Genomic DNA, 25,523 nt, shown 5'->3' with positions numbered 1-25,523 from the left:
TATGATCAATACAGCAGCTTTGATTCGAAGAGATACATGTCTGCCAAGCAAAAACGGAGATTATTGTTCAGAATAACTTTAGCGGTAGTAAGCGCTTTCGCTCTTGTCATCGTGGGATTTGTGTTATGGGCTTATTCTCGGTAGCTTTCATCCCGGTTATGTGATTTTCAAATAATAGTGATTATCAGAAAAGGCAATCTGCATGGTTTTGTGCATATTGCCTTTTATTTTTGAAAACGCGAGCGCAGCATACCCCATGGTGTATCTAAGGTTTATCTCTACCATGGGATGTATTGCGTAGATTTGTTCAATGTCTCCCGAAGATTGTTTTTTCACGATCATCATATCAACTCCCAATGGTCCGTTATATTTATTGGAAAACCATTCAGCAAGCGTGATGGTAAGCTGCTCTTTTAGGTTATCCAGCAATGGCAAAGGGACATAATTTGATAGTATCTTTTGCTTTTCTTCCTCCGAAGTCAAAACATTGCCCACGTAGGAGCCATTGGTCGTGGAAAACAATGATAGCCCAAGGAAATTAGCACCTTTACTGTCAATAAGAAACTCCATGGCAAAATCTTGTATTTTCTCATAACGAGGCTCTATGACAATTCCTCCCTGACATGAAATTACGTTCTTGACCCAATTCAATCGAGGCGTGTCAATCTGTGAGTCTATAAATCTTACGCCTCTTCCACTGCTGCTCCATGGAGCTTTCAACACCGCTCGCTTGTATTGTGAAGCCAATTGTTTTATCTCCGCCAACGAAGTAACATATCTGGGGTTTCCTACAAACTCTGCATGATTGATGTTTTTGCGTAAATTCTCAAACAGCCATATGGAGGTTTTGCGGTTGCTAAGCTCCTTATAGATAGATAATTGCGAATTGTCTGGAAGTAAATGGTCGGGAATGCCCAAACTCCATAATCGATATTTCACGCATATATCCCAACCCCATGGGACGATTTCGGTAATCTTGTTAAGATAATATCGCAAGCCCATCCCATCAGTGAATATCACATTTCTGCTTTGTACCAATGGTTGTTTTATGGCTTCCTCAATGTTTTCAACCAATATGAGGGAATTGTCATCAGCCCAAAGGGCAGGAATGTAAGCCAAATCGGAACGAAGTTTCATGGCAGCCTTTGGAGCCGTGAAGTATTTGTTAGCTTGCGCCAATGCCAAATCATGTTCAGGATTGAAAATATAGAGTTTCATCAGTATTCGTTTCTTTCGGCTTGCAAAGGTAAAGTAAAGTGGACATAACTCAAAATAAAAATTAAAAATTGTTTTTTGCTATATAGAGTTTGCAAATTAACGAAATAAGTATTATCTTTGCAATTGTAATAAATCATAAGCAGATGGATGCATTCTTCCGTACTCACGCCTATCTTGTTGAGCATAATTATGCTCCGGTTCATCGAGTTCTAATGGATGAGATAAATTGGGATGATCGCCTGATTGGAATTAAAGGAACTCGAGGGGTAGGGAAGACTACTTTTTTGCTTCAGTATGCCAAGGAGAATTTTGCGAGTAGGGATCGTCAGTGCCTCTACATCAATATGAATAATTTCTATTTCCAAGGTCGAGGAGTTGCCGATTTTGCCGGTGATTTCTACAATCAAGGTGGGAGAGTATTGCTGATAGATCAAGTTTTCAAACAACAGCATTGGAGTAGTGAACTAAGAAAATGCTTCGACAACTATCCGAAATTGAAAATTATCTTTACCGGCTCAAGCGTCATGCGCTTGAAAGAAGAAAATCCGGAACTGAATGGGATAGTAAAAAGCTATAACCTTAGTGGCTTTTCTTTCCGTGAATTTTTGAACTTGCAGACCGGAAATAACTTCAAGCCATACAGCCTTGAGGAGATACTTCAAAACCACGAGCATATCGTTAAGGAAATATTACCCAAAGTTCGCCCCCTAAAATATTTCCAGGATTACATACATCATGGCTTTTATCCTTTCTTTCTTGAAAATAGAAACTTCTCGGAGAATCTATTGAAGACCATGAATATGATGACTGAAGTAGATATCTTGCTTATTAAGCAAATAGAACTGAAGTATCTTACAAAAATCAAGAAACTCTTCTATTTACTCGCATTGGAAGGTCCGAAAGCACCCAATATCAGTAATTTGGCCAAGGAAATCAACACAAGTCGTGCCACTGTGATGAATTATATAAAATATTTGGCAGACGCAAGACTTATCAACATCATTTATCCCATCGGGCAAGAGTTTCCAAAGAAGCCCGCTAAAGTAATGATGAACAACACAAATCTAATCTATGCCATCTACCCCATACAGGTGGAACAACAAGATGTGATGGAAACATTTTTCGTAAATGTACTCTCTAAAGAACATCTTGTAAATATGGGGAATAAGTCGGGAAGCTATCTTATAGACCGGACACAAAAATTCAAGGTTTGCAATGTGGACAATGCAAGGATACGTCTCAATTCAGACACAATATATGCCCGCTATAATACTGAAGTTGGAAAAGATAATAAAATCCCATTGTGGCTTTTGGGATTCTTATACTAAGAGGAATAAAATTGAAAAGAGAGAATTTAGGCCTACATGAAAAGACCAAAAACATTATAAAATTCATTTAATAAATTACAAAATGGCTAAAGAAAAAAAGTTTATCACATGTGATGGTAATGAAGCAGCTGCTCACGTGAGCTATATGTTCTCAGAAGTAGCGGCTATTTATCCTATCACACCGTCATCGCCAATGGCTGAGCATGTTGATACATGGGCTGCCAAAGGTCGTAAGAACCTATTTGGGCAAACTGTAACTGTTCAAGAAATGCAGTCTGAAGGTGGTGCTGCCGGAGCTGTCCACGGTTCGCTTCAGGCAGGTGCACTCACCACTACGTTTACAGCCTCTCAAGGATTGCTGTTGATGATACCCAATATGTATAAAATTGCCGGTGAGATGCTTCCTTGTGTGTTTGATGTTTCAGCGCGTACTGTAGCAACTCACGCCCTTTGTATATTTGGCGATCATTCAGACGTTATGGCTTGTCGCCAGACTGGGTTCGCTATGTTCTGCTCTGGTTCCGTTCAGGAGGTAATGGACTTGACAGCTGTTCCTCATCTCGCAACTTTGAAGACCAGCATTCCTTTCGTTAACTTCTTCGATGGATTCCGTACATCTCACGAATACCAAAAGATAGAGGAAATAGATCAGGAGGCACTCGCTAAACTCATCGACCCGGAAGACATCAAACGATTCCGCGATCGCGCGCTTTCCCCAGAACGTCCGGTAACACGTGGTACGGCGGAAAACCCAGAAACATTCTTTACTCATCGTGAAGCATGTAACCAATATTACGATCAGATTCCGGAAATTGTTGAGGATTATTTGGCAAAGATAAAGGATATCACCGGTCGTGAGTATCATCTCTTCTCCTACTATGGTGCTAAAGATGCAGAAAACATCATTATTTTAATGGGTTCCGCAACTGAGGCTGCTCGTGAGGCGATTGACTTCCAGATGAAGCAGGGCAAGAAGATTGGTATGATTTCCGTACATCTTTATCGTCCGTTCTCCGTTAAGCATTTGCTGGCTGCAGTTCCAAAGACGGTAAAACGTATTGCAGTTCTCGACCGTACGAAAGAACCGGGTGCAGAGGGTGAGCCTTTGTATCTTGATGTTAAGAGCGCTTTCTATGATGTTGAAAACAAGCCATTGATTGTTGGTGGACGTTATGGTCTTGGTTCTTCAGACACTACTCCGGGGCATATTATTTCCGTATTCAACAATCTTGAATTGCCAGAACCAAAGAATCACTTTACAGTGGGTATTGTTGATGATGTAACTTTCACCTCTCTTCCTATGATTGAAGAGGTTCCTATGGGTGGCGAAGGTATTTTTGAGGCTAAGTTCTATGGTCTTGGTGCGGATGGAACCGTAGGTGCCAACAAGAACTCGGTTAAGATTATTGGCGACAACACTAATAAGTATTGCCAAGCATACTTCTCTTACGATTCTAAGAAATCGGGTGGCTTCACTTGTTCTCATCTTCGTTTTGGCGATTCGCACATCCATTCCACTTATCAGGTAAACACTCCTAACTTTGTGGCTTGTCATGTACAGGCTTACTTGAGAATGTATGACGTTATTCGTGGTCTGCAGAAGAATGGCACTTTCCTCCTGAATACAATCTTTGATGGTGAGGAGCTTGTTAATTTCATTCCTAACAGAATCAAACGCTATTTTGCACAGAACAACATTACCGTTTACTATATCAATGCAACGAAGATCGCACAAGAGATTGGACTTGGCAATCGCACCAACACCATTCTTCAGAGTGCTTTCTTCCGCATCACCGAAGTTATCCCAATCGACCTTGCTGTTGAGCAGATGAAGGCATTCATTGTTAAGTCTTATGGTAAGAAAGGTCAAGATGTCGTTGAAAAGAACTATGCTGCTGTTGATCGTGGTGGCGAATACAATGAACTCACCGTTGATCCATCTTGGGTCAATCTTCCCGATGATGCTGAAGATACTACAGATGACGCGCCGGCATACATCAAGGAAATTGTTCGTCCTATTAATGCACAGGCCGGAGATTTGTTGAAGGTTTCCGACTTTATCAGATATGATATGGTTGATGGAACAATGCATAATGGTTCCGCAGCATACGAAAAGCGTGGCGTGGAAGCGTTCCATCCTGAATGGACACTTGAGAATTGTATCCAGTGCAACAAGTGTGCTTATGTATGTCCTCATGCTGCCATTCGTCCGTTTGTTCTCGATGATGAAGAGCTGAAAGGTTTCGACGATAAGACCTTGGATATGAAAGTTCCAAAGCCGATGGCAGGTATGCACTTCCGCATTCAGGTAAGCGTGCTCGATTGTGTTGGTTGTGGTAACTGTGCTGATGTATGCCCCGGCAATAAGCAGGGTAAAGCATTGAAGATGGTTCCGTTTACTCGCGATGAAAAGATGATAGCAAACTGGAACTATCTCACAAAGAACGTGAAGTCGAAACAACACCTCGTAGATGTTCAGAGCAATGTCAAGAACTCTCAGTTCGCTAAACCGTTATTCGAGTTCTCAGGTGCTTGTGCAGGTTGTGGTGAGACACCTTACGTAAAATTGGTTTCTCAGCTCTTTGGCGATCGCCAGATGATATCCAATGCAACAGGATGTTCTTCCATCTATTCCGCATCTCTGCCTTCTACTCCTTACACTACCAATGAGCAAGGTCAGGGACCGGCATTCGACAACTCTTTGTTCGAGGATTTCTGCGAATTTGGCTTAGGTATGGCACTTGGTAATAAGAAGATGCGTAATCGCATTACGCTTCTCTTGAACGAAGTAATCGCGAAAGAAGATACACCGGCTGACTTCAAGGAGGCTGCAAACGAATGGATTAGCACCAAGGATGATGCTAATGGTTCAAAAGCATCAAGCGCAGTATTGAAACCATTGATTGCCAAAGGTGCTGAAGCTGGTTGCCCCATCTGCGCTGAGCTGAAGACGTTGGATCATTATCTCGTGAAACGTTCACAGTGGATTATCGGTGGCGATGGCGCTTCTTATGATATTGGTTACGGTGGTCTCGACCATGTAATTGCTTCTGGTGAAGACGTAAACATTTTGGTTCTCGATACCGAAGTTTATTCTAACACAGGTGGTCAGAGTTCTAAATCAACTCCACTCGGTGCTATTGCACAGTTTGCCGCACAAGGTAAGCGTATCCGCAAGAAGGATCTTGGTTTGATGGCTACGACATACGGTTATGTATATGTGGCTCAGATTGCCATGGGTGCTGACCAAGCTCAGACTCTGAAGGCTATCCGCGAAGCCGAGGCATATCCCGGACCATCTCTTGTCATCGCTTACTCTCCTTGTATCAACCATGGCTTGAAGGCTAAGGGAGGTATGGGCAAGAGTCAGGCAGAGGAGGCTCGTGCCGTTGAAAGTGGCTACTGGCATCTGTGGCGTTATAACCCACAATTGGCTGACGAGGGCAAGAACCCATTCACTCTCGATTCCAAAGAACCGGATTGGAGCAAGTTCCAAGACTTCTTGATGGGTGAAGTGCGTTATCTCTCTGTTAAGAAGGCATATCCTGACGAAGCTCAAGAACTCTTCAATGCCGCTGAGGAAATGGCAAAAATCCGTTATAAGAGCTATGTTCGTAAGACTCAGGAGGATTGGAGCAAATAATTCGCGACAGTATTGTTGCGTATCAATACTGAAAATTAGGGGAATTTCCATTGGGAAGTTCCCCTTTTTAGTTTGTTACTTTCTTGTTTTTTCATTGTTCTGTATCAATGCTCAATTTTTTTCTTGTAGAATTTTGCGTATCGAATTAAGTTAAAACTTGCTAAGTATGTCTCTAACATGTTTTTTTTCTTTACCTTTGACATGTAATCAACTATATACTCAAAATTATGAAGAAGGTATTTATTTTGGCAATTGTTGTTGCATCAGTGACATTTGCCGGTTGTGGTAACAAATCCAATCCGTCAGCGAATGCAGAGACCGATTCTACAGAACTTTCAGTAGCCGACTCCGTCAATGCCTTAGCGTCTGAAGTTCCCGAAGATGCCAAAGCATTGGTTAAGAATCTTACAGAGAAGCTGAACACTAAGGATGCAAATGGAATCATTTCTGCTATCCGGGGCGCGAAAGCCAAGGCAGTTGAAATGGCAAAGAACAATCCGGAAAAAGCAAAAGAATATTTGTCAATGCTTCAATCATGGGTAAAGTCCAATTCGGAAAGCATTAAGAACATTGTAGCGAATGCAGGCAATTCAGCACTATCCAAGTCGCTTAATGGGGCGATAGAAACTGTAACCTCTGCTAATCCTGATGTTTTGCTGAAGGACTTGACAAATACTGCCGATGGTCTGAAGGATGCTGGAACCAAGGCACTTGACAACGCCGCACAAAAAGGAGAGGAAAATGTCGAGGCTGTGAAGAAAAATATAGAAAATGTTTCCGCTAAGGCTCAAGAGAAAGCGGAACAGAAGGTAAAAGACGCAAGAGCCGAAACATCGAAAAAGGTAAATGATGCAACTAACAAGGCAGAAAAAAAGGCTCATAAAGCTATCGATGAAGCCGGAAAGGCCGTGAAAGGCTTGGGGTTGTAATTATCGGTTTTTGATTTAATGGGAATTTAGGAGGTAAACGCGATGCTGTAAATCAGGTGTGTTTTCCTCCTGTTTTTTATTTACTCATCCATGAGAACTTGTGAATAACATAGAATGTTTCGGGAGTTTCCCTGAGCATTGTGAAAAACTTTTGGTAATCATCGTTTATTTTTGTTTTAGAACTTTTGATATTCAGCCATAAAGCAACAAAAACAAATGAGATTTCCAACTTTTTAAAGCGGTTTCTTGTCCCATGCTCGTGCGCTTGCATGCAAAAATGAAGTTTGCCAAATGAAATCTATTATCTACTTTTGTAAAAACGAATTACTATAGCGGATTAATTGGTAAGCTTTCGCGATGCAAAAGCTTACCTTTTGCGATGCAAAAGCTAAGGTTTTGCGATGTGAAAGCTAAGCTTTTGACAACTGAAATCTATCTTTTTGAATATCAGTGCTTTATGTGGTAGGATGAAAAGGTTGGAGATGTAAATGTTTTTCCTTGTGGTTTGCCTCCTGTTTCCCGGATTTAGATTGTGTCTTCTCGCTGATATTGTATGCCTCTAAAATAATTCTTGAAGTATAAAAAAAGTATTGCGCTTTGTTATTCGGCTTATTCGTATCGCATGGATTTGGCGGGATGAATATGACTGATTAAATAGCTTGGCGCAATGAGTACAAAAACACATATTAATAGGGTAACAATATTCAATCCGATAATCAGAATCGTGTTTATTTCGGTTGGAACCGTATCGACATAATATGTTTGGGGGTTGAGTCTTAAGAACTTGGTGTGTTCTTGAAAAAGTATCAATCCGATGCCCAAAAGGTTGCCAATTAGCAGTCCTTTCCCGATAACGAAAGTAGCAAACCATAAAAAGACGTGCCTTATTTGGCGGTTGTTTGCTCCGATGGCTTTCATGATGCCTATCATTTGTGTTCGTTCCAAGATGATGATCAGTAGTCCGGAAATCATGGTAACTCCTGCCACTGCCACCATCAAACCCAAGATAATCCAGACATTCAAGTCCATTAAGTCCAGCCATGAAAAGATTTGTGGGTTTTGTTCTATTACCGTTTCTGAAGAATAGGTGCTGCCATATTTATCCACCTTGTTCTTTACTTGGCTCAGTACGTTTATTGACGTTTGCTCAAGTTGGTTGAAATCTTTTATTTGCAGTTCAACACCGGAGCACTGATCCGGTTCCCAGCCATTTAATTTGTTGGTGGTATATAAATCGGTCAAACAAATTTGCGAATCAAATTGTTTCAAGTTGGTTTCGTAGATGCCACAGATAGCGAACTTTCGCATTCTTACCCCTTGTTCGTTTACGAAGTAGGCGAAGATTTTATCTCCGACTTTCACGCTTAGTTTGTTGGCAATATTTTTTGAAATGAGTATTTTCTGCTGACTGTTCTTGTCGGAAAAGGTCGGAATACTGCCCGCCACCATGTTTTCATGGATGAATGTTGAGTCGAATTCCGGTCCAACTCCCTTTAGCGTTACACCGAGGAAGTCGTCATCGGTTTTCAATATCCCTTGACAGTAGGCAAATCGTTGCGTATGTTTCACGCCGTTTACTTTTTCTAAAGCACCCATTAAGCTGTCGCTGACTGCGATAGGGTAGTTCTCCGAGCTTTGCAACGACATGAAATCTGCAACAGTGATATGGCTTCCGAATCCGATGACTTTATTTCTAATGGTGTGTTTAAAGCCCAAGACCACACTTACCGACACAATCATTACGGCAAGTCCTACCGCTACACCAATCGTAGCGATGCGGATGGCTGGTTTGGACACCTTTCGTGCCTTGTCTTCATTTCGATAAATCTTTCCTGCGATGAATAAGGGAAAATTCATAATATCTTATTATTTCGATGAGTTCGCGTCAATCGCTCTTTTCGCGATGAGCACCCTTTCTTATCTGATGATGCAAAGATAGAGTTTTTTTTTATTTTATATGCAAAAAACAACGCTAAACCCATACTTTTTTATTACATTTGCATAATGATTATTTATATTTCGCAAGAAATTACGATGGTGGATAAAATTAAAAAAGTTGAAGTATGAGAAGTAAGACAAGTTCTTGGTTTGAAACCAAAGTTCGTTACGATAAGATTATGGAAGACGGTCAGAATAAAAAAGTGCTTGAAGCTTATACCGTGGATGCCTTGAGCTTTTCGGAAGCCGAAAGTACCATTACGAAAGAAATGTCGCATTATATTAGTGGTGAGTTTGAGGTGAAAGCTATCTCCCCAGCAAGTTATGGGGAAATTTTCTTTAGTGATATCGACACTGATGATAAATGGTTTAAGACAAGACTATCTTTTATTACCATTGATGAGAAAACTGAGAAAGAAAAGCGTTCAACCATAACTTATCTTGTTCAGGCACATTCCGTTAATGGTGCCGTAAAACATGTGGATGAAGTAATGAACAAGACAATGATTGATTACGATATAGTTGCCGTTACGGAAACAAAGATAATGGATGTGTTTGAACATAAGAATGTATCGGCTTCTGAGAAAGAAAAACCGGAATACGAATAAATCAATTCAAAAAAAAAGGATAAGGAGGCATAGAGTTTATGTTTGATGTTGCATCGAATTTACGGAAGGTTTCAGCTGAATTACCTGAAGGAGTGAAGTTAGTGGCTGTCAGCAAGTTTCATCCAAAAGAGTATATTGAGGCAGCTTATAACGAAGGTCAGAGAGTTTTTGGTGAAAGTCATGAGCAGGAATTATCAAGAAAAGTAGAACAGCTCCCAAGGGATATAGAGTGGCATTTCATTGGTCATTTGCAGACTAACAAAGTGAAATATATTGCTCCTTTCATATCGATGATAGAGGCAGTGGACTCTTTCAAGCTTCTCAAGGAAATCAATAAGCAAGCTCTAAAGAACAATCGCATCATCAATGTTTTGTTGGAGCTGCACATAGCTGAGGAGGAAACGAAGTATGGGTTTAGTTTGGATGCTTGCCGCAGCCTTTTGCAAGGTGATGAATGGAGGCAATTTACTAATGTGCACATCTCCGGCTTAATGATGATGGCTTCCAATACCGATGATAGGGAACAGATAAGACGAGAAATGCTGCGGGCAGCGGAATTTTTTGATGAGGTTAAGCAAACATTTTTTGCCGATGACCCTGAATTTAAGGAGCGGTCTTGGGGAATGAGCAATGACTATCCCATCGCCATAGAGTGTCGTTCCACTATGGTGAGAGTTGGTACGGCAATCTTCGGTCCGAGAGTGTATTAAGAAACGTGGTGTGCTTTTTCGGCTTTCGTTATGATGAATAATGGAGAAGTTTCCGATCTGTAAGATTTGCACAAAAAACAATCCCCATATCCTTTAGGTGGTGTATGGGGATTGGTTATGATTACCCTTATTTTACGAACTTTTCGTTGTTTTGTATATAGACACCGTGTAGCAGTTCATTCCGATTGATACCCATGAACTTACCATTGAGGTTATATATCTTCATGTCTTTCTTTAGCTTCGCAGTCTGGGCGGACTCGTTTTTCTCTATACCGGCTGCTGTGAGGTCCTTCAGATACTCGAAAGTAATGGCATCGTTGGTTTCCTTTATGTTGTAAATCGGTTTATTGAGAGTACTGTGATTCAATTTTATATTCTCTATTGAGTGAACATCCGAAGTTCCCGGGAATGGGTCGCCGGCATGATGTGCCACGTAATCTTTATGGGCGATTTCTTTGTGATAGGAAGTAATCAGCAAGCCATCGGCAGGCACTATTGTCATGCCCGGTTTTCCGGGAGTGTCGTTTACATGGTCGAACATATTGACTTTTCCCCTTTCGTAATTGATCCTATATACAAGCATTCCGTGACCGATGGACTTATAGAGAGCTTTGTGCCACCCTTGGTTGGCAATATTGTGCAAGACAATATATTCTCTTGCGTCATCGCTTGTTATTTTCAGAGCTTCGTCTGCCTTGAGAGTTATTTTTGCAGTGTCATTTGCAAGTGTTTCTATATTCTTCCAACCCATGACTTCCTTCTCCCAAGGAGTATAAGGGGTGGGAGTATAACCCGCATCTGTGTATTCTCCTCCGTCCATTAAATCCCAAAACTCCATTGTCTGATTGTCTATTTGAGCTGCTTGATTATATGGATAAAAGTCAGGCAAGCCCATGGTGTGGGAGAACTCATGGCAGAAAAGACCTATTCCATTAATAACTTTTATCTTTTTACCATTTTTATCTTTCAGACGTCTGGTGTAATTCAATTCATTGCTGACGCCGAACCTTTTAATGGAAACACCATCAAGCTTAAAGTCTTCGCTCAACCACGATGACTTTGGCCATATATCCGTTGAAAGATTACCAACCGATTGTGAGTAGCCCGCATAGATAACATAGACCAAATCGGCGATTCCATCATTGTTATTGTCGTAATCTTTGAAGTTTACACTGTCATCAACAGCCGAGCATGCTTCCTTTATCAATTCTCTGATATTCAAATCTTTGGGATTGCCACCTTTGCCATCTGCACCATAATAGCTTAAAGGCTTGGAAAGGCGGATGGGACCTATCACATCGAATTGAGGTGTAAACTTCCCACCACTCATGTCCTTAAAGTATTGTCTTACGCTTCCGAAGTTTCGATTGTCGAAAGCGTCAAACTTCTCCGGCTTCCCTTCACAGTTTAAGTATTGATTGAAATTCTTTTTGGGATTGGACATGTAGAAAGTCGAGTCGGAAAATTCAACTAATATTGTTAAAACTTTCGGATTTCCGGTATGTGGGAAATAGGGTGGTGTAGTTGTTCCTATTTCCATGGCTCTCCTTGTTCTCATCGCTTTTTCCGCTGTGTTGAAAAAGCTGCTTCTGTTTTGCAATTGTATTAATCGCTTTTCCAAATCGGTTCTGTTTGAAGCATTGTGTGCGAGCTGGTTTGTTGCCATTAATTCTCCGTAATCGTTTATTTTTGCGATGTAATAACCTTTGTGAGTCTCTATCACAAGAGCATTGTCCGGAGTCGTTATCCAACTAAAGTGCTCATCCCCATGTAGCATCAATGTTAGAATAGTTCCATCGGGTTGGCGCACTTGAAATGGTGTGGAAATGGCTTTGCTTGCTTTTACTCCTATGGTGGATAAGATAAGGCAAATTAAGATGATAGCTTTTTTCATATTTCCAAATGTTGATTAATTGCTGTGTAATTTTCTTCTTCCAAAGAAATATTGACCTTTGTTTTTTGTTTGATGTCCAAATTCAATGGCATGGTGCGGGCAGTGGTGATAACAAGCGAAGCATGTCAGGCATTTCTTGTTGTGTTTCCAAGTTGGTTTCATGCCAAGCTCTCCCACGATATTGTTCACCGGGCACACGTTTGCGCATATTCCGCACTTGACACACCTCTCATCAACTACCCTGAAGGGCTTGTCGGTAATGAGAACCTTTTGGAAGAACGCTCCTATAATACCGGAGAAGAAATCGGGAAAGGGTCCTCTGTGCAATTCGTTCCACCCCAAAGACTTTTCGTTTGTTTTCGATCGTCTTTCGCTTATTGTCTCTATAAAGCGTTTCAGCTCATGTTGGGCAAGTGTTATCTTGTTTTTCTCTTTTTCTTTCGTATCAACATCCATTCCGGGTAGTCCCACATAACTCTCCGGCATGATAAACGAGGCGACCGCATGTAGGCTTAGTTTGCGGTTGGTATTGATCTTTAAGAATTTCTTTTCAAATCTTTCCATTGTCCTTCCTATGGTATCACCGGCAGTTACGATACAGAAAGAATAACATTCATCACAAACGGTGGATGTTAGCTTCAGCTTATCCAAGAAAGCAGTTACGATATTTGGAATTCTCCAACCATGAATGGGAAACACAAAGCCTAACCTTTCTTCCTTTTCAAGGGAGAATCCGCAATCCTCTTTGATAGCGTCTTGAATGTTAATAAGCCGTTCGCCGATTTGTGTGCTCACTTCTTTGGCTACCCAGCGACTGTTTCCTGTTCCGGAGAAATAGAATATCATTTTGCAAAGATACGGAATTACTATGAGAGATGTAAATATTATAAGGTGCTTTTTGCTGACTTTATCTGATATTCGATATTATTCCGGCTGTGAGTCTATGAAAAGAATGAATTTCAGATGTTTGGCAAGAGATTTTTTTCTTAACTTTCCTCTATAAAACCTGAAATAACTTTTTATCAAAGTAACTAAAACAGCCGTTTTTCGGGACAATCCCACATGACAGATCTTGTAACTCTTGCTGTTCGCACTTGAGACGTAGTTGCTGGTCCGTATGTTGCAGCACTGCACTACAGCATCGAGCTTGCTCAGCTTACGAACAATCTCGCCATCAAAGTCGTACTGCCACAATTGCTGTATGAGCTCTGGTGGGACAAAGCTCTCGCGAACCCAGCTCACTGAATATACACTCGTGCTTTTCATCCCCCCCCTGTACGTGATATTTGAGCATCAAATCACGCATTTAGGATAAAGAACTTATGTTGGTCTTGACACTTTTACAGTCAAAAGGGAGGGGGCGGGAATTTATTTTCCGTTTTTTTTTATTTCCACTGGCTTATATATCGTGATTTTTATGTAAATTTGTAACAATAAAAAACGAAGAGAAACGAGAAAATAGATAATTAATCATGCAAGATTTTGCGGCAATCGATTTTGAAACAGCCAATAATGAGCGTTCATCTGTGTGTTCTGTTGGAATAGTCATTGTGCGTGACGGAGTAATTACGGATGAGTTTTATTCATTAATTAAGCCGGAACCGGAATATTATACTTACTGGTGTAGTTTGGTTCATGGTCTTTGCGAGGTTGATACTCAAGATGCTCCCAATTTTCCGGAAGTGTGGGCACAAATTGAGCCAAAGATAGCCGGGCTACCTCTTGTGGCACACAACAAAGCTTTTGACGAGAGTTGCTTAAAAGCTGTTTTTCGAGTATATCAGATGGATTATCCCGATTATGAGTTCTATTGTACTCTTGTCGCATCGCGCAAATTATGGCATGGTGGCAAGCACTCTCTTGATGTCATTGCCACGCACTGTGGATATGATTTGGCAAACCATCACCATGCTTTGGCTGATGCTGAGGCTTGTGCAGCTATAGCCATGAAGATATTGTAAGCTGTCTCGAGCTCGTTAGTTACCTTAATGAAATTACGCATGAACTTAACAGCCGAAATGCAGTTATATCCGCTTGTCAAGGTTGTGGCGGTACTCATACCCGGTATGATTGTTGCAAGGAATTTCATAGGTGAGATTTCCTGTTTGGCATGGTTGATATGTTTCATTGCGTTTTTACTGTTTTCTTATTTGTTCCGCAGGTTAAAATTTGCTCAAAGTGGCTTGTTGTACTTTTCCATATTCTTTTTAGGTGGTTTTCTGATGGCGAATGAAAATGAGTTTGCTAATGTTTCATTGCCTTCCCATCCGATTTTTTACGATGCCGTTGTCTTGAGTGAACCGGAAAGGCATGGAAAGGTAGTGCAAGCGGACTTGGGAGTCTTGAACAATGACAAACTTATTAAGGTAAAGGCATCGATATTAAGAGATACTGTCTCAAACCGTTATCAACATCTTCATGTCGGTGACGGAATTAAGGCATACTCGCGAATGGAAGAACCGGTTAATTTTCCGGGTTCGGATTTCGATTATGCCACATGGATGAAGACACAAGGATACGTTTTCACCACCTTTATTTATTTTAACAACTGGGAGAAAGTCTCGCTTGATTTGAGGAGTTTAAGTCATTGGGAAAGAGCTACGCTTCTTGTGAAACGTTTTCGACATCAACTTCTACGGCAATATGAGAGTGCGTGTGGGAAGAATGATGATTTAGCAGTGGTCTCCGCGATGACCTTAGGTTATAAGTCACTGTTGTCCAAAAATGTAAAAGATGATTATTCTGTTGCCGGGGCAAGCCATTTGTTGGCTCTCTCAGGTCTGCATTTAAGTATTATCTATGGTGCGCTTCTCTTTTTGCTCTCGTTGTTTCGTGGAATTCCCGGAATGAATTTCCTTCGGAACTTGGCTGTCAAGGAGTTGATTGCTTTAATGGCTGTTTGGGCGTATGTCGCCATCGTGGATTTCTCGCCTTCTGTGGTTCGTTCTGCCTTGATGCTGACAATATTTGCAGCCATATCCTTATTGAAGCGCGACAAACTATCTGTAAACACTTTGGCGTTGGCAGCAATCATTATGTTGGTAGTACATCCGATGAGCCTTTATGACATTGGTTTTGAGATGTCGTTCATGGCAGTGTTGTCCATCTCGTTGTTCTTTCCTATTCTTTATCATCTCATTCCGACCGCGATACTTCAAAAAGTTTGGGTGTTAAGATGGCTGTGGAGCATAATGGTTGTTTCGATTGCGGCTCAATTGGGAACAGCACCTTTGGTCGCCCATTATTTTCAGCGAATATCCTGTTATTTCTTTCTCACGAACCTATTTGCCATTCCCTGCGCGTTGATTATTCTTTATTTGGCAGTGGCAATGTTTGCAACTTATGCTTTTCCTGATATTTACTTTTTCATTCTTAGATTGATGACCGGTATCTCAGGCTTTCTGAATTCCACCTTACATCATATTGCCTCTTTACCCGGCGCAAGTATCGAGAATATCAACCCTTCCGCTTTTCAGGTTTTTCTCATCTATGTCTTTTTGTTGATTTGTTGGCTGTTATCGAGTTTTTTTAGCGATCGATTGGAGTTCCGTTAAATTTTATTATCTTTGCATGTCGAATATGCAGAGATATTTTATCGATTTTTCCTATGACGGAACCCATTATCATGGGTGGCAAATCCAACCTAACGGTATATCCGTTCAGGAGGTTTTGGAACACGCCTTGTCCACGCTTTTAAGGCAGGCGATGTCTGTTACCGGTGCCGGCAGAACAGATGCCGGTGTTCATGCCCGTAAGATGACAGCGCATTTTGATTTTGAAAATCCCATCAATACAAAGCAATTGATTTATAAGCTCAACCGTTTGCTTCCCCATGATGTATCGGTGGCTAACGTTTATCCGGTTGATGGTGAACTGCATGCGAGATTTTCAGCCACATCCCGTACTTATCACTATTACCTACATTGTACGAAAAATCCGTTCTTGAGGAAATATTCCTATCAATTACATTATAATCTCGACTTTAGGGCAATGAATCAGGCTGCACAATATCTCTTGGGTGAGAAAGATTTTAAGTGCTTTTGTAAAGCTGGAGCAGATGTGCGCACGACGATTTGCACCGTGACTTTTGCCAAATGGTGTGAAACAACTTCACCGATTGGTGCTGCCGATGTTTGTAAAGATGGTAATTGGTGCTTTATCATTACTGCCAACCGTTTTTTGCGGAATATGGTTCGCGCAATTGTGGGGACACTAATTGATGTAGGACGCGGACGGTTGAGCATCAACGAGTTTAAGCGAATAGTCGATACAGGTGAACGCGGTGATGCCGGAGATAGTGTCCCGGGAAATGCACTCTTCCTATGGGATGTTACTTATCCCACTTCAAATATAAACGAATAGCTGACACTATCTCTGGCATCATCTGCATTCCGCAACAAAACGATTATACGTTTTCAAAAAACGAACATACTTTTCCCCAAGAGGCAATACAGCTTCTCTCCGTATGCATCTCTGTTTGTTCGTAATACTCTGATAGTTGATTGATTACGAATACCATAAAGATAGCGGCGCGAAAGGAAAATCGCGATACATAACACGAGAGTTAAGATAAATCCGGGCGATTGAAAATTTACGAGGGGAAAAGGTGGTCATCCTTAATTTTTAAACGATAATCATTCGCATTCATACTTTTTATGACTCACACGTCATACTTCAAGCCAGAATGTCTTTGGACGTGAAAAACAGAAAATGGGAAAATAAAAGCATTAATCAGGTAGGCATGATTTGTAAAGAAAAAGTGCGAGTTTTTAACATTTCGGATAAGGGAAAAAGAGAAAAGGAAGAAAGATAAAAAGACGATAAAAAGCAATTTCTCTGACAAGAAAACCGGAGGGAATGCACAATGGCTAAGCTTTTGATGCGCGAAAGCTAAGCTTTCGGTATTCAAAACGTAAGCGATTGCGTTACGAAAGCTAAGCTTTTAGAAAGGAATATACAGAGAGAAAGGTGGGAAAGATAAGTTTTGATATGCCGTATCAATATAGACCGCTGAAAATAAGACAATTACATGAAACGCGATAATTTGAGAATTTGCAAAGAAAAGGATTACGCATCGCGAAAAAGCGAAAGGGAAAGAGGGAGCTGTAAAGATATTTCACAATAAAAAATATTCCCGGTTATTGGTTTGCCAAAGATTTATCCTGCCCGATTGCGTTATGTATATACCCGGTACAAGATTAAAACTGCCGTGCGGTTCTCAACACTTCACGTCAAAATACTGCCGGATGGCATCCATGAAAGGAGTAAGTTCGCGATTGTGAATACCACCGTAACGATCTTTGCTTGTCAGGGCATAGGCAATGCAAAGGCGACGTTTGGCGCGCGACATGGCAACATAGAATTTCCGTGCATCCTCTTCATCGTTCTTTTTGTTCTTATTGAATGAACCGGGATAGCGCCCATTGGCAGCATCGAACACGATGACGTTATCAAATTCTAATCCTTTTGCCTTATGAACCGTGGTAACATAGACTCGTTCCCGAATACTTACACTGTTGCAGAAGTCGCTTTCTTTCAACGTGTTGATATCTGCCATGTAGCTATTCAGTTGCTCTATTAAGGCATTGGGTACGCTTTCGTCGGTTATCATATCCATATCCAAGAAACGAAATATATAGCCCAGTCGTTCTATTTCTGCTATTGTGCCGGTTTTATGGAAATATTCATAGGCAATTTTCATGTTCTTCACCAATGCGCTATCGCTTCCGTCGCACAACGCATATCGACTGTCATAAGCCTCAACAAACAAATCTCGATAGGCGAAACGAAAGGTGCGAATGTATGGTTGCACCTTTGGGTGATGAAGAAAGGAAATTTGTGATGTGACCATTCGTTTCGCCTTCTCGAAACAAAGGCGAGCAAGACTCACCGTTGCCCCCACATCGTCAATGGCACGATGAGAGTTCTCGCCCACAAGTTGAAAATGTTTAAGGAGCGATTCCAACCTGTAATTCGAGAGATTTGGCTCGAGAAGTCGCATCAGTTTCAAGGAGTCGAAATAGCGATTTGAATATTGGCGCATGGAACGTCCTAAGTTCCGACGAAAATTGTAATCCAGGATGTTGTAATCGTAATTCACGTTATGCCCCAATAACACGGCATCTCCCACGTAGTCGATGAAGCGTTGCAAAGCCTCTTGGGATGAGAGCAGTTTGCCCTGATTGAGTTTCGCGTGATAAATCTCGTACAGAGGATTTTCCTTATCTCCCAGAAGTCGCAATATGGGGCGATCGGTTTGGATGTAGAGATCAAGCGGTTCGTCCGTGATTTCACCGTTGCGTATCTTCATTGCCGCAATTTCTATGATATCGTCTTCAAAAACATTCAATCCCGTTGTCTCAGTGTCGAACACAACGATTTCCTCATTTTGATAAGTATGAAGAAAGTCGGAGACATAGGTATTATCCTCGTAGAGCAACAAATCGATGGGTGAAATGGCAAGTTGCTTGAGTTTATAAACAAATCTACCGGCAAGTGCGTTGGAACGAAAGACCTTCGTCTCTTTCAATATGCGCTGCCAAGCAAGGGAGTTGTGTTCGCTTGCCAATATGTTCAAATGTGCCAAAAGCAATTTCACCCCTTTTGTGTCGAAAAGGTCGCGACCGGACACCTTAAAATGGCTAAGTTGGATTCTGTTCATCGCTTTGCTTACTTTGTCGGCATCAGCGTTGGAACTTACGATAACCGCTGTTGTATCATTCTTGTTCGCTTCATGGAATTGCAAGGCTTTTTGGGCAACAGTTTCCAATTCGGTTTCCATGGTCTTGCTTGGCAGAATGCTCAGATCGCCCGATTGGAGTGCCATTTCATTATCGGTAACGGGCAAGAGTTCGCGGTCGATATTCATTTGCTTTTCGGCGTAATCGTTGAACACGTCCAATAAATACTTAGGAGAGCGATGATTCTTCAACAAGTGATGGATGTTTCCTTTACACCGCATTTTGAGGAGTGTCAAAGTTTCCATCTTTGCTCCCATAAACGAAAATATGGCTTGCTGCTCATCGCCGAGATACATCACTGTGGGTTTTTCTTTCTCCGTGAGCAAATCAATAATGGCAAGCTGCATGGCATTGAGGTCTTGCACCTCATCAACCTGTATCCATGAGTATCGTTTGCACCCCACATCGCTGACGTAAATATCGTAAGTGCGAAGCAACAGGTCTTCAAAGTCGAGCAGATGGTGTTGCGTCTTGTATTGTTCATAACAAGAAGCGTAATACATTTTCCAAAGCAAGTATCGCATTTTGTTGGCAAGTCGCCAATCTAAGTCCGGCGCATCTGCATCATCAAGGAATTGCTGCGCATTGTGATATATCTCCGCCACCACCCTTTGGTTATATTCCCTGCGTTGCAGTCGGCAAATAGCCTTCAACGCATCGCGGTCATCATCGGTGAAAGATTCCGGATGAAGAAAATACTGCCACGGATGGGCATGCTCCATCTGATACATCAGGTGCGAAAAGAAGATAATTTCCTGGTAAGTCTTATATCGTTTGTAGTCTGACAACACTCCATCCTCGCTTTCATTTCTGTAATCGGCAATAATGGCAACAGCCTCTTCGTCATCGATTATGGCAGTATCGGCAGCCACATATTCCCCCTCAAATAAGAATTTAGAGCAGAAGTGATGCACGTTCCCCACCTTTAACGCCTCCATCTCGGTATCATCCATCACGACATGGATACGCTTGAGCATTTCGCGCGCCGCACGATTTGTAAAGGTTAGACAAAGCATATCTTCATACCTCACGCCTTGTTCATGTGCATAATGAATGCGCTCTGCTAAAATGTGTGTCTTTCCGCAGCCCGGGGAGGCAAGAACAAGATGGTAGCCACTGCCGGCTTTCACTACGGGAATTTGACTGCTGTCCAATGTATAAATGTCGTTTGGTCGCATGGCAGGTTGATTGTATGGTCCTTTGCAAAAGTAAATATTTTTTCTGAATTATCATTCTTATCCATTATCTTTGTAAGCAAAATAAGCAATGTGTCAATGAATAACAGATGTAAATGGGCTGAAAAAGAGCCGCTTCTCCAAAAGTATCATGATGAGGAATGGGGAGTACCTGTACATGATGATAGGGAACTTTTTATGCTTTTGGTAATGGAGAGCATGTCGTGTGGACTATCGTGGCTGATTATCTTGAAGAAAAGAGATGTATTGAGGAAATGCTTTTCCGACTTTGATTACGAGAAAGTGGCGCGGTTCTCTGTCGAAGATACGGAACGCATGATGAATACGGAGAAAATGATTCGTAGCAAAAGTAAAATAGAGGCAATGACTGCCAATGCGAAAGCATTCATAAAAATCAGGGAGGAGTTTGGCACATTCGATCATTATATATGGAACTTCACCAAGAGAAAGTCAATGGTTTATCCCTCTCATAGAAACAAGACTTTCGCACGCAACGCGTTAAGCGACAAAATAGCAAAAGACATGAAAAAGAGAGGGTTCAAATATGTCGGAACTGTCATCATCTACAGCTATTTACAAGCAATAGGCATCATTGACGATCATTTTGAATATTGCTTTAAGTACCATGACAGATGGCATAATCTCAAATCTTTTTAGTATCTTTGCAAAGCAGTGAAGATAAAGATATTATAAAAGGAAAAACAACACTATAATGGATTGGAAAAAACTACAGAATGGCTCTGACATTCGCGGCATAGCGTTGGAAGGCATTGAAGGGGAGAACGTAAATCTCACCACAAAGGTGGTGAAATTATTGGCAAAGGCTTTTGTTACATGGTTGAAGGAAAAGAACGGAAAGACAAAACCGACGATAGCCGTAGGGCGTGATTCTCGAATTTCCGGTCCTGAACTGTTGCGTTCATTCGCAATGGGAGTAGCGGAAACAGGTGCCAAAGTGTTGGATTTCGGTATGGCTTCGACTCCCGCGATGTTCATGTCCACCATTGATGCAAATCTAAAGATAGACGGCGCGGTTATGATTACTGCCAGTCATCTACCTTGGAACAGGAATGGATTGAAGTTCTTTACCTCCGAAGGTGGATTAAATAAGTCGGACATCACAAGCCTTTTGCAGCTCGCGCCACAATTTCTGGAGACAGAAACCCGAGAAGAAGGAAACATACAGAAAGTGGATTTCATGGAAAACTACAGCAGATTTCTCACAGATTATATCCGGCATGGTGCCAATCTTGGCACTCAGCCTTTGAAAGGGATGAAAATCATTGTTGATGCGGGGAATGGAGCAGGTGGTTTTTTTGCCCACAAGGTGTTGGAGGAATTAGGAGCCGACACACGAGGAAGCCGGTTTTTAGAACCGGACGGACATTTCCCGAACCATGTTCCCAATCCGGAAGACAAAAATGCGATGGAGTCCGTTTGTAAGGCGGTAACGGATAGTAAAGCCGATCTTGGCATTATCTTCGATACCGATGTGGATCGCTCCGCCATTGTAGATAAGAACGGAACGCCCATCAACCGAAACGCACTCATTGCGCTAATCTCATCCATCATATTACGCGAACACCCGGGCAGTACGATTGTTACCGATTCGGTTACGTCAGAAGGACTTTCGGAATTCATCTCTAAAAGAAAAGGTATTCATCATCGTTTCCGCAGGGGATATAAGAATGTGATTAACGAGGCGTTGCGGTTAAACAAAGAAGGTAAGGAAGCATGGCTTGCCATTGAGACATCGGGGCATGCCGCGCTCAAAGAAAACCATTTCCTTGACGATGGTGCCTATCTTGTGGCAAAACTGCTCATTGAGGTAGCGCGAATGCAGACAGAGGGCAAGAAACTTCAAGACTTGATTACCGACTTAAAAGAGCCCGAAGAAAGTGAGGAGATAAGATTCAAGATAACCGCTGACGACTTTAAGGACTATGGCATAAAAGTGCTTAACGAGTTGAAGCTATCTGTTGGAAAACATAAAGGATGGGAAATAGTAATGCCTAACTATGAGGGGGTGCGCGTGGCTTGCACTGCAGAGAATGAAAAAGGCTGGTTCTTGCTACGCCAATCATTACACGATCCCGTTTTACCGCTCAACATAGAATCGGACGTAAAAGGCGGTGTGCAGCGAATAGAGGAACAAATCATAGAATTGCTCTCTGCGTTTGACGACCTAAAGAAATAAAAACCAATGACTGTAAACATCGTGAACGCACGCGCTGAAGAGGCTTCCATGATTGCCAAGATGATCATGGAGGCGATGAATCACGAGTGCTGCAAATGGTTTGCCGGATCTCATCACTCCTTGCAAGATTTCCATCGACTGATGAAACGGCTTGTTGAACAAGAGGACTCTCAATATTCTTATCGTAACACGTTAGTAGCTAAAACAAAAGACAACACAATTGTGGGTATTTGTGTTAGCTATGAAGGATCAAAACTTCACGAATTGCGACGCGCTTTCATTGAAGGAGCAAAACAATCGTTCGGCATAGACCATTCAGATATGCCGGACGAGACGCAAAGTGGCGAACTTTACATAGACTCGCTATGCACGGATAAAAACTGTCGTGGACGAGGAATTGCCTCGAAACTCCTCCTTGCCACTATCGAAAAGGGAAGAATGCTCCATCTCCCGACCGGCTTACTCGTTGATAAAGGCAATCCCAAAGCTGAAAAACTGTATTCGCGGCTCGGATTTCAATATGTGGATGATAACGAATGGGGCGGACATCCCATGCGACATCTGTTGTACCCCATTTGATATTTGTAAAGTCAAATAACTCTTCTGCTCTTCTTGGTACACAAAGCTCGAAACTGTTCCAAGAACAGAGGATGTAGGGACAAAAGAAAGAAATAAGGCAGATAAATTAATAAACGTGAGTTTTCGCTTTTGGAAAGGTAAGCCCTTGCGAGGTAAAAGCTCATCCCCTCCCCGCAAGAGATAAGCATTTGTTCGCGTCGATGATATGGCTTCAATGGTTTCGCATGAGGCAGAGTTAAAAAACACCTGATTTCTGCTTGTCAAAAGAGAATATAAAAACTCGTTTACTTGCTCTTTTTGAGGTTCGATGAGCGAAAGTGTCTCAACAAAGACAGTTCATTTATAATGTAGAAGAAATAAAAACACAACATTTTTGCACATTAAAAATTTTATATTAACTTTGCAAACAGAGCCAATAAACTTTAATGCAGACACAGAGCTACAAAAACACGCTCGTACCTGCTTTTCGATGAAAGAAGAGCAGACTTATGTTAAGTAAAAATGGTAAGCAGTCTGCTTTCAAAGAGAGGCTTAGCGAAAAATGCCATTTTGAAAAAAGAGTAAGCAGGCAAACCTAATCAATATTAACAATCAAACTATAATTTATATTATTTAGCGTATGAAAAAGATTTTTTACTCAATGGTAGCAGCCATGGCTGTTTTCTCTATGCCGGTCATGGCACAGAACGACTTAACGGAAGTTGCAAAGGGATTCGAGAACTTGGATGGTATCACCTTAAATGCTGATGGATATTATTTGGGAGAAAAGAAGGGAAAAGGTGTGACAAATCCATTTCTCAAGGATCTTACAACTTATGATTGCAAATATTATGAAGGACCACTTCTTTTCCAACTTGATTACACCTTGGACTCGAAAAACAACATTGAGTCCTTTACCGGTATTGCGATCTCAAAAAGAACAGACAATTCGGCAAAATATCCTTACAACTACTATAATAATGTAAAAGGAGGAGGATACAATTCGGAAACCTTTGGCATTATTAACGGAAACAACACATTTATCGAGTTGGCAAAGGATACAAAAATCAAAGGTTTATATGTCAACAATTCAGCTTATACCCTTGAAAAGATGTTAAATGGCGATTCTTACACACCTGCATTAAACAAAGACGGAGATTACTTTAAGCTGGTTATAGAGGGATTTGCATACGGAGAAACCGAAGATGATGACGACACAAAACTTGCACAAAAAGAAGTGACGATGGCTGAATTTAAGGATGGTTCGTTGCAATACATTAAAGATTGGACATGGGTTGATCTCGCGGATTTCATGGATAAAAACATTGACTATGTAATATTCTCTTTCAACGGCAGCGCATCCGAAACTCCTCCTTGTGCTTGCATTGATAACATTACGTTGCTGGTTTCTCCGACTCAAGGCATTGAAGGTGTTGTCAGCAAGGATTCCAATGCTATGGAGGTGGCTCGTTACAATGCCAACGGCGTTCGGTTGAATGCCCCGCAACACGGCTTGAACATCGTGAAGATGAGCGATGGAACAACTCGCAAGGAAATGATAAAATAAGATAAAGACCTATCCGCGGCGATGCAAAACACGGATTAAGCATTATACATCCCACTACCTTATTTGGATAGTGGGATTTTTATTGACTTCAAGACACCATAACAAGAAAAGAACTATATCTTTTTTGGTTCTAAAATATCTGTATTAACTTTGCAAACGAAGCGAAAAACTTAAACCCCAATCGATCATTAGAGCCCACTTTAGTTCTTTTTTCTAATGACCGCCATTAGAAAAATTCAATGATGTGGGTTTGTTATTCGGCAGTTTACTGATTACCCCCCACCATACGCTATGCACTCATATCAACTCCTGTCTATCCGGGCAGGACAAAAACAAACATATTCTTTATTTGCGCAGGTCGTTGAAAACGCGAAAATTCTTCCTCGGGCGATATGGGAAAAGCTCAATAGTGTCCTAAATTTTCTTTATTCATCTATCCAAAGCTTAGCTTTCACTTTTCAAAAGCGGTAGTGTCCTTAAAAGTGTGTAATTCATCTTTCCTTTCTCTGTACTTCCACTGTTATTTTGTTCTTTTCTTTCCAGTTTTTGAATTGATATATTCTTCTTTCATATGTTGTCTTTGTTTCCTCCATCGCCACGGCTGCCAGGAGGAAGATGACAGACTTCTCTGATGGCATGGATGTCCTCATTTGGATGGTTCTCCTGTACTTCCTGTTGAGCCTTTCAATCCAGTTGGTCGTATATATGCACCTCTGCACTTGGGGCGGGAAGTCCATATACGTGAAGTAGGCACTGTTGCGTTCAGCCTTGTACTTTCTTAGTGCAGGATATTTCCTTTCCCATTTCTCGACAAAGGTAATGAATTGTTCGTATCCCTGCAAGGAATTCATCTCGTTGTTCTCCAATTGGAACACTTCACTGAGCTGCTGCGCCATTACCGGTTTGTCTTTATGTGATGCGCCGCTGAGTATCTGTCGCTTGACGTGTGCCACGCAGAACTGGTGTGCGGCACCGGGAAAGGCTGCACAGACGGCAT

The 25,523-nt window shown here is 41.5% G+C and carries 18 protein-coding genes and 1 pseudogene; 12 read left to right on the top strand and 7 right to left on the bottom strand.

Going from position 1 to position 25,523, the window contains the following annotated elements; all coding sequences use genetic code 11:
• Positions 1 to 156 precede the first annotated feature (156 nt).
• Positions 157 to 1,218: a hypothetical protein gene (locus ETF27_RS07255; RefSeq protein WP_130828630.1), complete on the bottom strand. Its 1,062-nt coding sequence runs from the start codon at positions 1,216 to 1,218 to the stop codon at positions 157 to 159.
• A gap of 143 nt (positions 1,219 to 1,361) precedes the next feature.
• Here ETF27_RS07255 and ETF27_RS07250 point away from each other — a divergent pair, with 143 nt between their 5' ends.
• From ETF27_RS07250 to ETF27_RS07240, 3 genes are all read left to right on the top strand, one after another.
• Positions 1,362 to 2,546, top strand: coding sequence for an ATP-binding protein (locus ETF27_RS07250; protein ID WP_130828631.1), 1,185 nt, complete (start codon positions 1,362 to 1,364; stop codon positions 2,544 to 2,546).
• A gap of 82 nt (positions 2,547 to 2,628) precedes the next feature.
• Entirely contained in the window at positions 2,629 to 6,189 is a 3,561-nt protein-coding gene (gene nifJ / locus ETF27_RS07245) for a pyruvate:ferredoxin (flavodoxin) oxidoreductase (protein WP_130828632.1), read from the top strand.
• A gap of 227 nt (positions 6,190 to 6,416) precedes the next feature.
• The gene (locus tag ETF27_RS07240; protein WP_130828633.1) at positions 6,417 to 7,118 is read left to right on the top strand and encodes a hypothetical protein; all 702 of its coding nucleotides are present in this window, start codon (positions 6,417 to 6,419) and stop codon (positions 7,116 to 7,118) included.
• Between the two features lie 609 nt (positions 7,119 to 7,727).
• Here ETF27_RS07240 and ETF27_RS07235 read toward each other — a convergent pair.
• Positions 7,728 to 8,975, bottom strand: a complete 1,248-nt coding sequence (locus tag ETF27_RS07235) for an ABC transporter permease (RefSeq protein ID WP_130828634.1) — start codon at positions 8,973 to 8,975, stop codon at positions 7,728 to 7,730.
• A 206-nt stretch (positions 8,976 to 9,181) separates the two neighbouring features.
• Between ETF27_RS07235 and ETF27_RS07230 the strand changes: the two genes are divergently transcribed.
• Positions 9,182 to 9,664, top strand: coding sequence for a DUF4494 domain-containing protein (locus ETF27_RS07230; protein ID WP_130828635.1), 483 nt, complete (start codon positions 9,182 to 9,184; stop codon positions 9,662 to 9,664).
• Between the two features lie 38 nt (positions 9,665 to 9,702).
• Positions 9,703 to 10,374, top strand: coding sequence for a YggS family pyridoxal phosphate-dependent enzyme (locus ETF27_RS07225; protein WP_147785635.1), 672 nt, complete (start codon positions 9,703 to 9,705; stop codon positions 10,372 to 10,374).
• Between the two features lie 127 nt (positions 10,375 to 10,501).
• Here ETF27_RS07225 and ETF27_RS07220 read toward each other — a convergent pair whose 3' ends face one another.
• From ETF27_RS07220 to ETF27_RS11815, 3 genes and pseudogenes are all read right to left on the bottom strand, one after another.
• Positions 10,502 to 12,268: a M6 family metalloprotease domain-containing protein gene (locus ETF27_RS07220; protein WP_147785634.1), complete on the bottom strand. Its 1,767-nt coding sequence runs from the start codon at positions 12,266 to 12,268 to the stop codon at positions 10,502 to 10,504.
• 15 nt (positions 12,269 to 12,283) lie between these two features.
• Positions 12,284 to 13,114: an EFR1 family ferrodoxin gene (locus ETF27_RS07215; protein ID WP_130828638.1), complete on the bottom strand. Its 831-nt coding sequence runs from the start codon at positions 13,112 to 13,114 to the stop codon at positions 12,284 to 12,286.
• 225 nt (positions 13,115 to 13,339) lie between these two features.
• Positions 13,340 to 13,501, bottom strand: a pseudogene (locus tag ETF27_RS11815) (IS110 family transposase); the annotation flags it as partial.
• A gap of 239 nt (positions 13,502 to 13,740) precedes the next feature.
• Between ETF27_RS11815 and ETF27_RS07205 the strand changes: the two are divergent.
• Genes ETF27_RS07205 through truA form a run of 3 tightly spaced genes read left to right on the top strand, consistent with a single transcriptional unit; the run spans position 13,741 to position 16,630 of the window.
• Positions 13,741 to 14,229, top strand: coding sequence for a 3'-5' exonuclease (locus ETF27_RS07205; protein WP_130828639.1), 489 nt, complete (start codon positions 13,741 to 13,743; stop codon positions 14,227 to 14,229).
• A 39-nt stretch (positions 14,230 to 14,268) separates the two neighbouring features.
• Complete coding sequence (locus ETF27_RS07200) at positions 14,269 to 15,822, top strand: ComEC/Rec2 family competence protein (protein WP_158635982.1); 1,554 nt, start codon at positions 14,269 to 14,271, stop codon at positions 15,820 to 15,822.
• 25 nt (positions 15,823 to 15,847) lie between these two features.
• Positions 15,848 to 16,630, top strand: coding sequence for a tRNA pseudouridine(38-40) synthase TruA (truA, locus tag ETF27_RS07195; protein ID WP_130828641.1), 783 nt, complete (start codon positions 15,848 to 15,850; stop codon positions 16,628 to 16,630).
• Between the two features lie 856 nt (positions 16,631 to 17,486).
• On the opposite strand, the gene ETF27_RS07190 is transcribed toward truA, so the two are convergent.
• The gene (locus ETF27_RS07190) at positions 17,487 to 20,186 is read right to left on the bottom strand and encodes a 3'-5' exonuclease (RefSeq protein ID WP_130828642.1); all 2,700 of its coding nucleotides are present in this window, start codon (positions 20,184 to 20,186) and stop codon (positions 17,487 to 17,489) included.
• Between the two features lie 96 nt (positions 20,187 to 20,282).
• On the opposite strand from ETF27_RS07190, the gene ETF27_RS07185 reads away from it, so the two are divergent.
• From ETF27_RS07185 to ETF27_RS07170, 4 genes are all read left to right on the top strand, one after another.
• Complete coding sequence (locus ETF27_RS07185; RefSeq protein WP_130828643.1) at positions 20,283 to 20,861, top strand: DNA-3-methyladenine glycosylase I; 579 nt, start codon at positions 20,283 to 20,285, stop codon at positions 20,859 to 20,861.
• Between the two features lie 55 nt (positions 20,862 to 20,916).
• Positions 20,917 to 22,401, top strand: a complete 1,485-nt coding sequence (locus ETF27_RS07180) for a phosphohexomutase domain-containing protein (protein ID WP_130828644.1) — start codon at positions 20,917 to 20,919, stop codon at positions 22,399 to 22,401.
• A 6-nt stretch (positions 22,402 to 22,407) separates the two neighbouring features.
• Positions 22,408 to 22,980 carry a GNAT family N-acetyltransferase gene (locus ETF27_RS07175; protein ID WP_130828645.1) on the top strand — a complete coding sequence of 191 codons (573 nt, stop codon included), beginning with the start codon at positions 22,408 to 22,410 and terminating at the stop codon, positions 22,978 to 22,980.
• A 619-nt stretch (positions 22,981 to 23,599) separates the two neighbouring features.
• Positions 23,600 to 24,526: a DUF4465 domain-containing protein gene (locus tag ETF27_RS07170; protein ID WP_130828646.1), complete on the top strand. Its 927-nt coding sequence runs from the start codon at positions 23,600 to 23,602 to the stop codon at positions 24,524 to 24,526.
• A 491-nt stretch (positions 24,527 to 25,017) separates the two neighbouring features.
• On the opposite strand, the gene ETF27_RS07165 is transcribed toward ETF27_RS07170, so the two are convergent.
• Positions 25,018 to 25,523, bottom strand: a 506-nt coding sequence (locus ETF27_RS07165; protein WP_240048149.1) for a transposase, incomplete at its 5' end; no start/stop codon positions are given.

Origin of the sequence: Prevotella brunnea, assembly GCF_008016795.1 — a bacterium.
GTDB classification, from domain to species: Bacteria; Bacteroidota; Bacteroidia; order Bacteroidales; family Bacteroidaceae; genus Prevotella; species Prevotella brunnea.
This window is presented reverse-complemented; position numbering and strand designations above follow the sequence as displayed.

What these genes read in the sequence shown, in the direction of transcription:
- ETF27_RS07170 (WP_130828646.1), top strand. Translation starts at nt 23,600, where the DNA reads ATGAAAAAGATTTTTTACTCAATGGTAGCAGCCATGGCTGTTTTCTCT.
- ETF27_RS07180 (WP_130828644.1), top strand. Translation starts at nt 20,917, where the DNA reads ATGGATTGGAAAAAACTACAGAATGGCTCTGACATTCGCGGCATAGCG.
- ETF27_RS07230 (WP_130828635.1), top strand. Translation starts at nt 9,182, where the DNA reads ATGAGAAGTAAGACAAGTTCTTGGTTTGAAACCAAAGTTCGTTACGAT.
- ETF27_RS07200 (WP_158635982.1), top strand. Translation starts at nt 14,269, where the DNA reads ATGAACTTAACAGCCGAAATGCAGTTATATCCGCTTGTCAAGGTTGTG.
- ETF27_RS07205 (WP_130828639.1), top strand. Translation starts at nt 13,741, where the DNA reads ATGCAAGATTTTGCGGCAATCGATTTTGAAACAGCCAATAATGAGCGT.
- nifJ (WP_130828632.1), top strand. Translation starts at nt 2,629, where the DNA reads ATGGCTAAAGAAAAAAAGTTTATCACATGTGATGGTAATGAAGCAGCT.
- ETF27_RS07190 (WP_130828642.1), bottom strand. Translation starts at nt 20,186, where the DNA reads ATGCGACCAAACGACATTTATACATTGGACAGCAGTCAAATTCCCGTA.
- ETF27_RS07215 (WP_130828638.1), bottom strand. Translation starts at nt 13,114, where the DNA reads ATGATATTCTATTTCTCCGGAACAGGAAACAGTCGCTGGGTAGCCAAA.
- ETF27_RS07250 (WP_130828631.1), top strand. Translation starts at nt 1,362, where the DNA reads ATGGATGCATTCTTCCGTACTCACGCCTATCTTGTTGAGCATAATTAT.
- ETF27_RS07240 (WP_130828633.1), top strand. Translation starts at nt 6,417, where the DNA reads ATGAAGAAGGTATTTATTTTGGCAATTGTTGTTGCATCAGTGACATTT.
- ETF27_RS07175 (WP_130828645.1), top strand. Translation starts at nt 22,408, where the DNA reads ATGACTGTAAACATCGTGAACGCACGCGCTGAAGAGGCTTCCATGATT.
- ETF27_RS07225 (WP_147785635.1), top strand. Translation starts at nt 9,703, where the DNA reads ATGTTTGATGTTGCATCGAATTTACGGAAGGTTTCAGCTGAATTACCT.
- ETF27_RS07255 (WP_130828630.1), bottom strand. Translation starts at nt 1,218, where the DNA reads ATGAAACTCTATATTTTCAATCCTGAACATGATTTGGCATTGGCGCAA.
- ETF27_RS07220 (WP_147785634.1), bottom strand. Translation starts at nt 12,268, where the DNA reads ATGAAAAAAGCTATCATCTTAATTTGCCTTATCTTATCCACCATAGGA.
- ETF27_RS07235 (WP_130828634.1), bottom strand. Translation starts at nt 8,975, where the DNA reads ATGAATTTTCCCTTATTCATCGCAGGAAAGATTTATCGAAATGAAGAC.
- ETF27_RS07185 (WP_130828643.1), top strand. Translation starts at nt 20,283, where the DNA reads ATGAATAACAGATGTAAATGGGCTGAAAAAGAGCCGCTTCTCCAAAAG.
- truA (WP_130828641.1), top strand. Translation starts at nt 15,848, where the DNA reads ATGCAGAGATATTTTATCGATTTTTCCTATGACGGAACCCATTATCAT.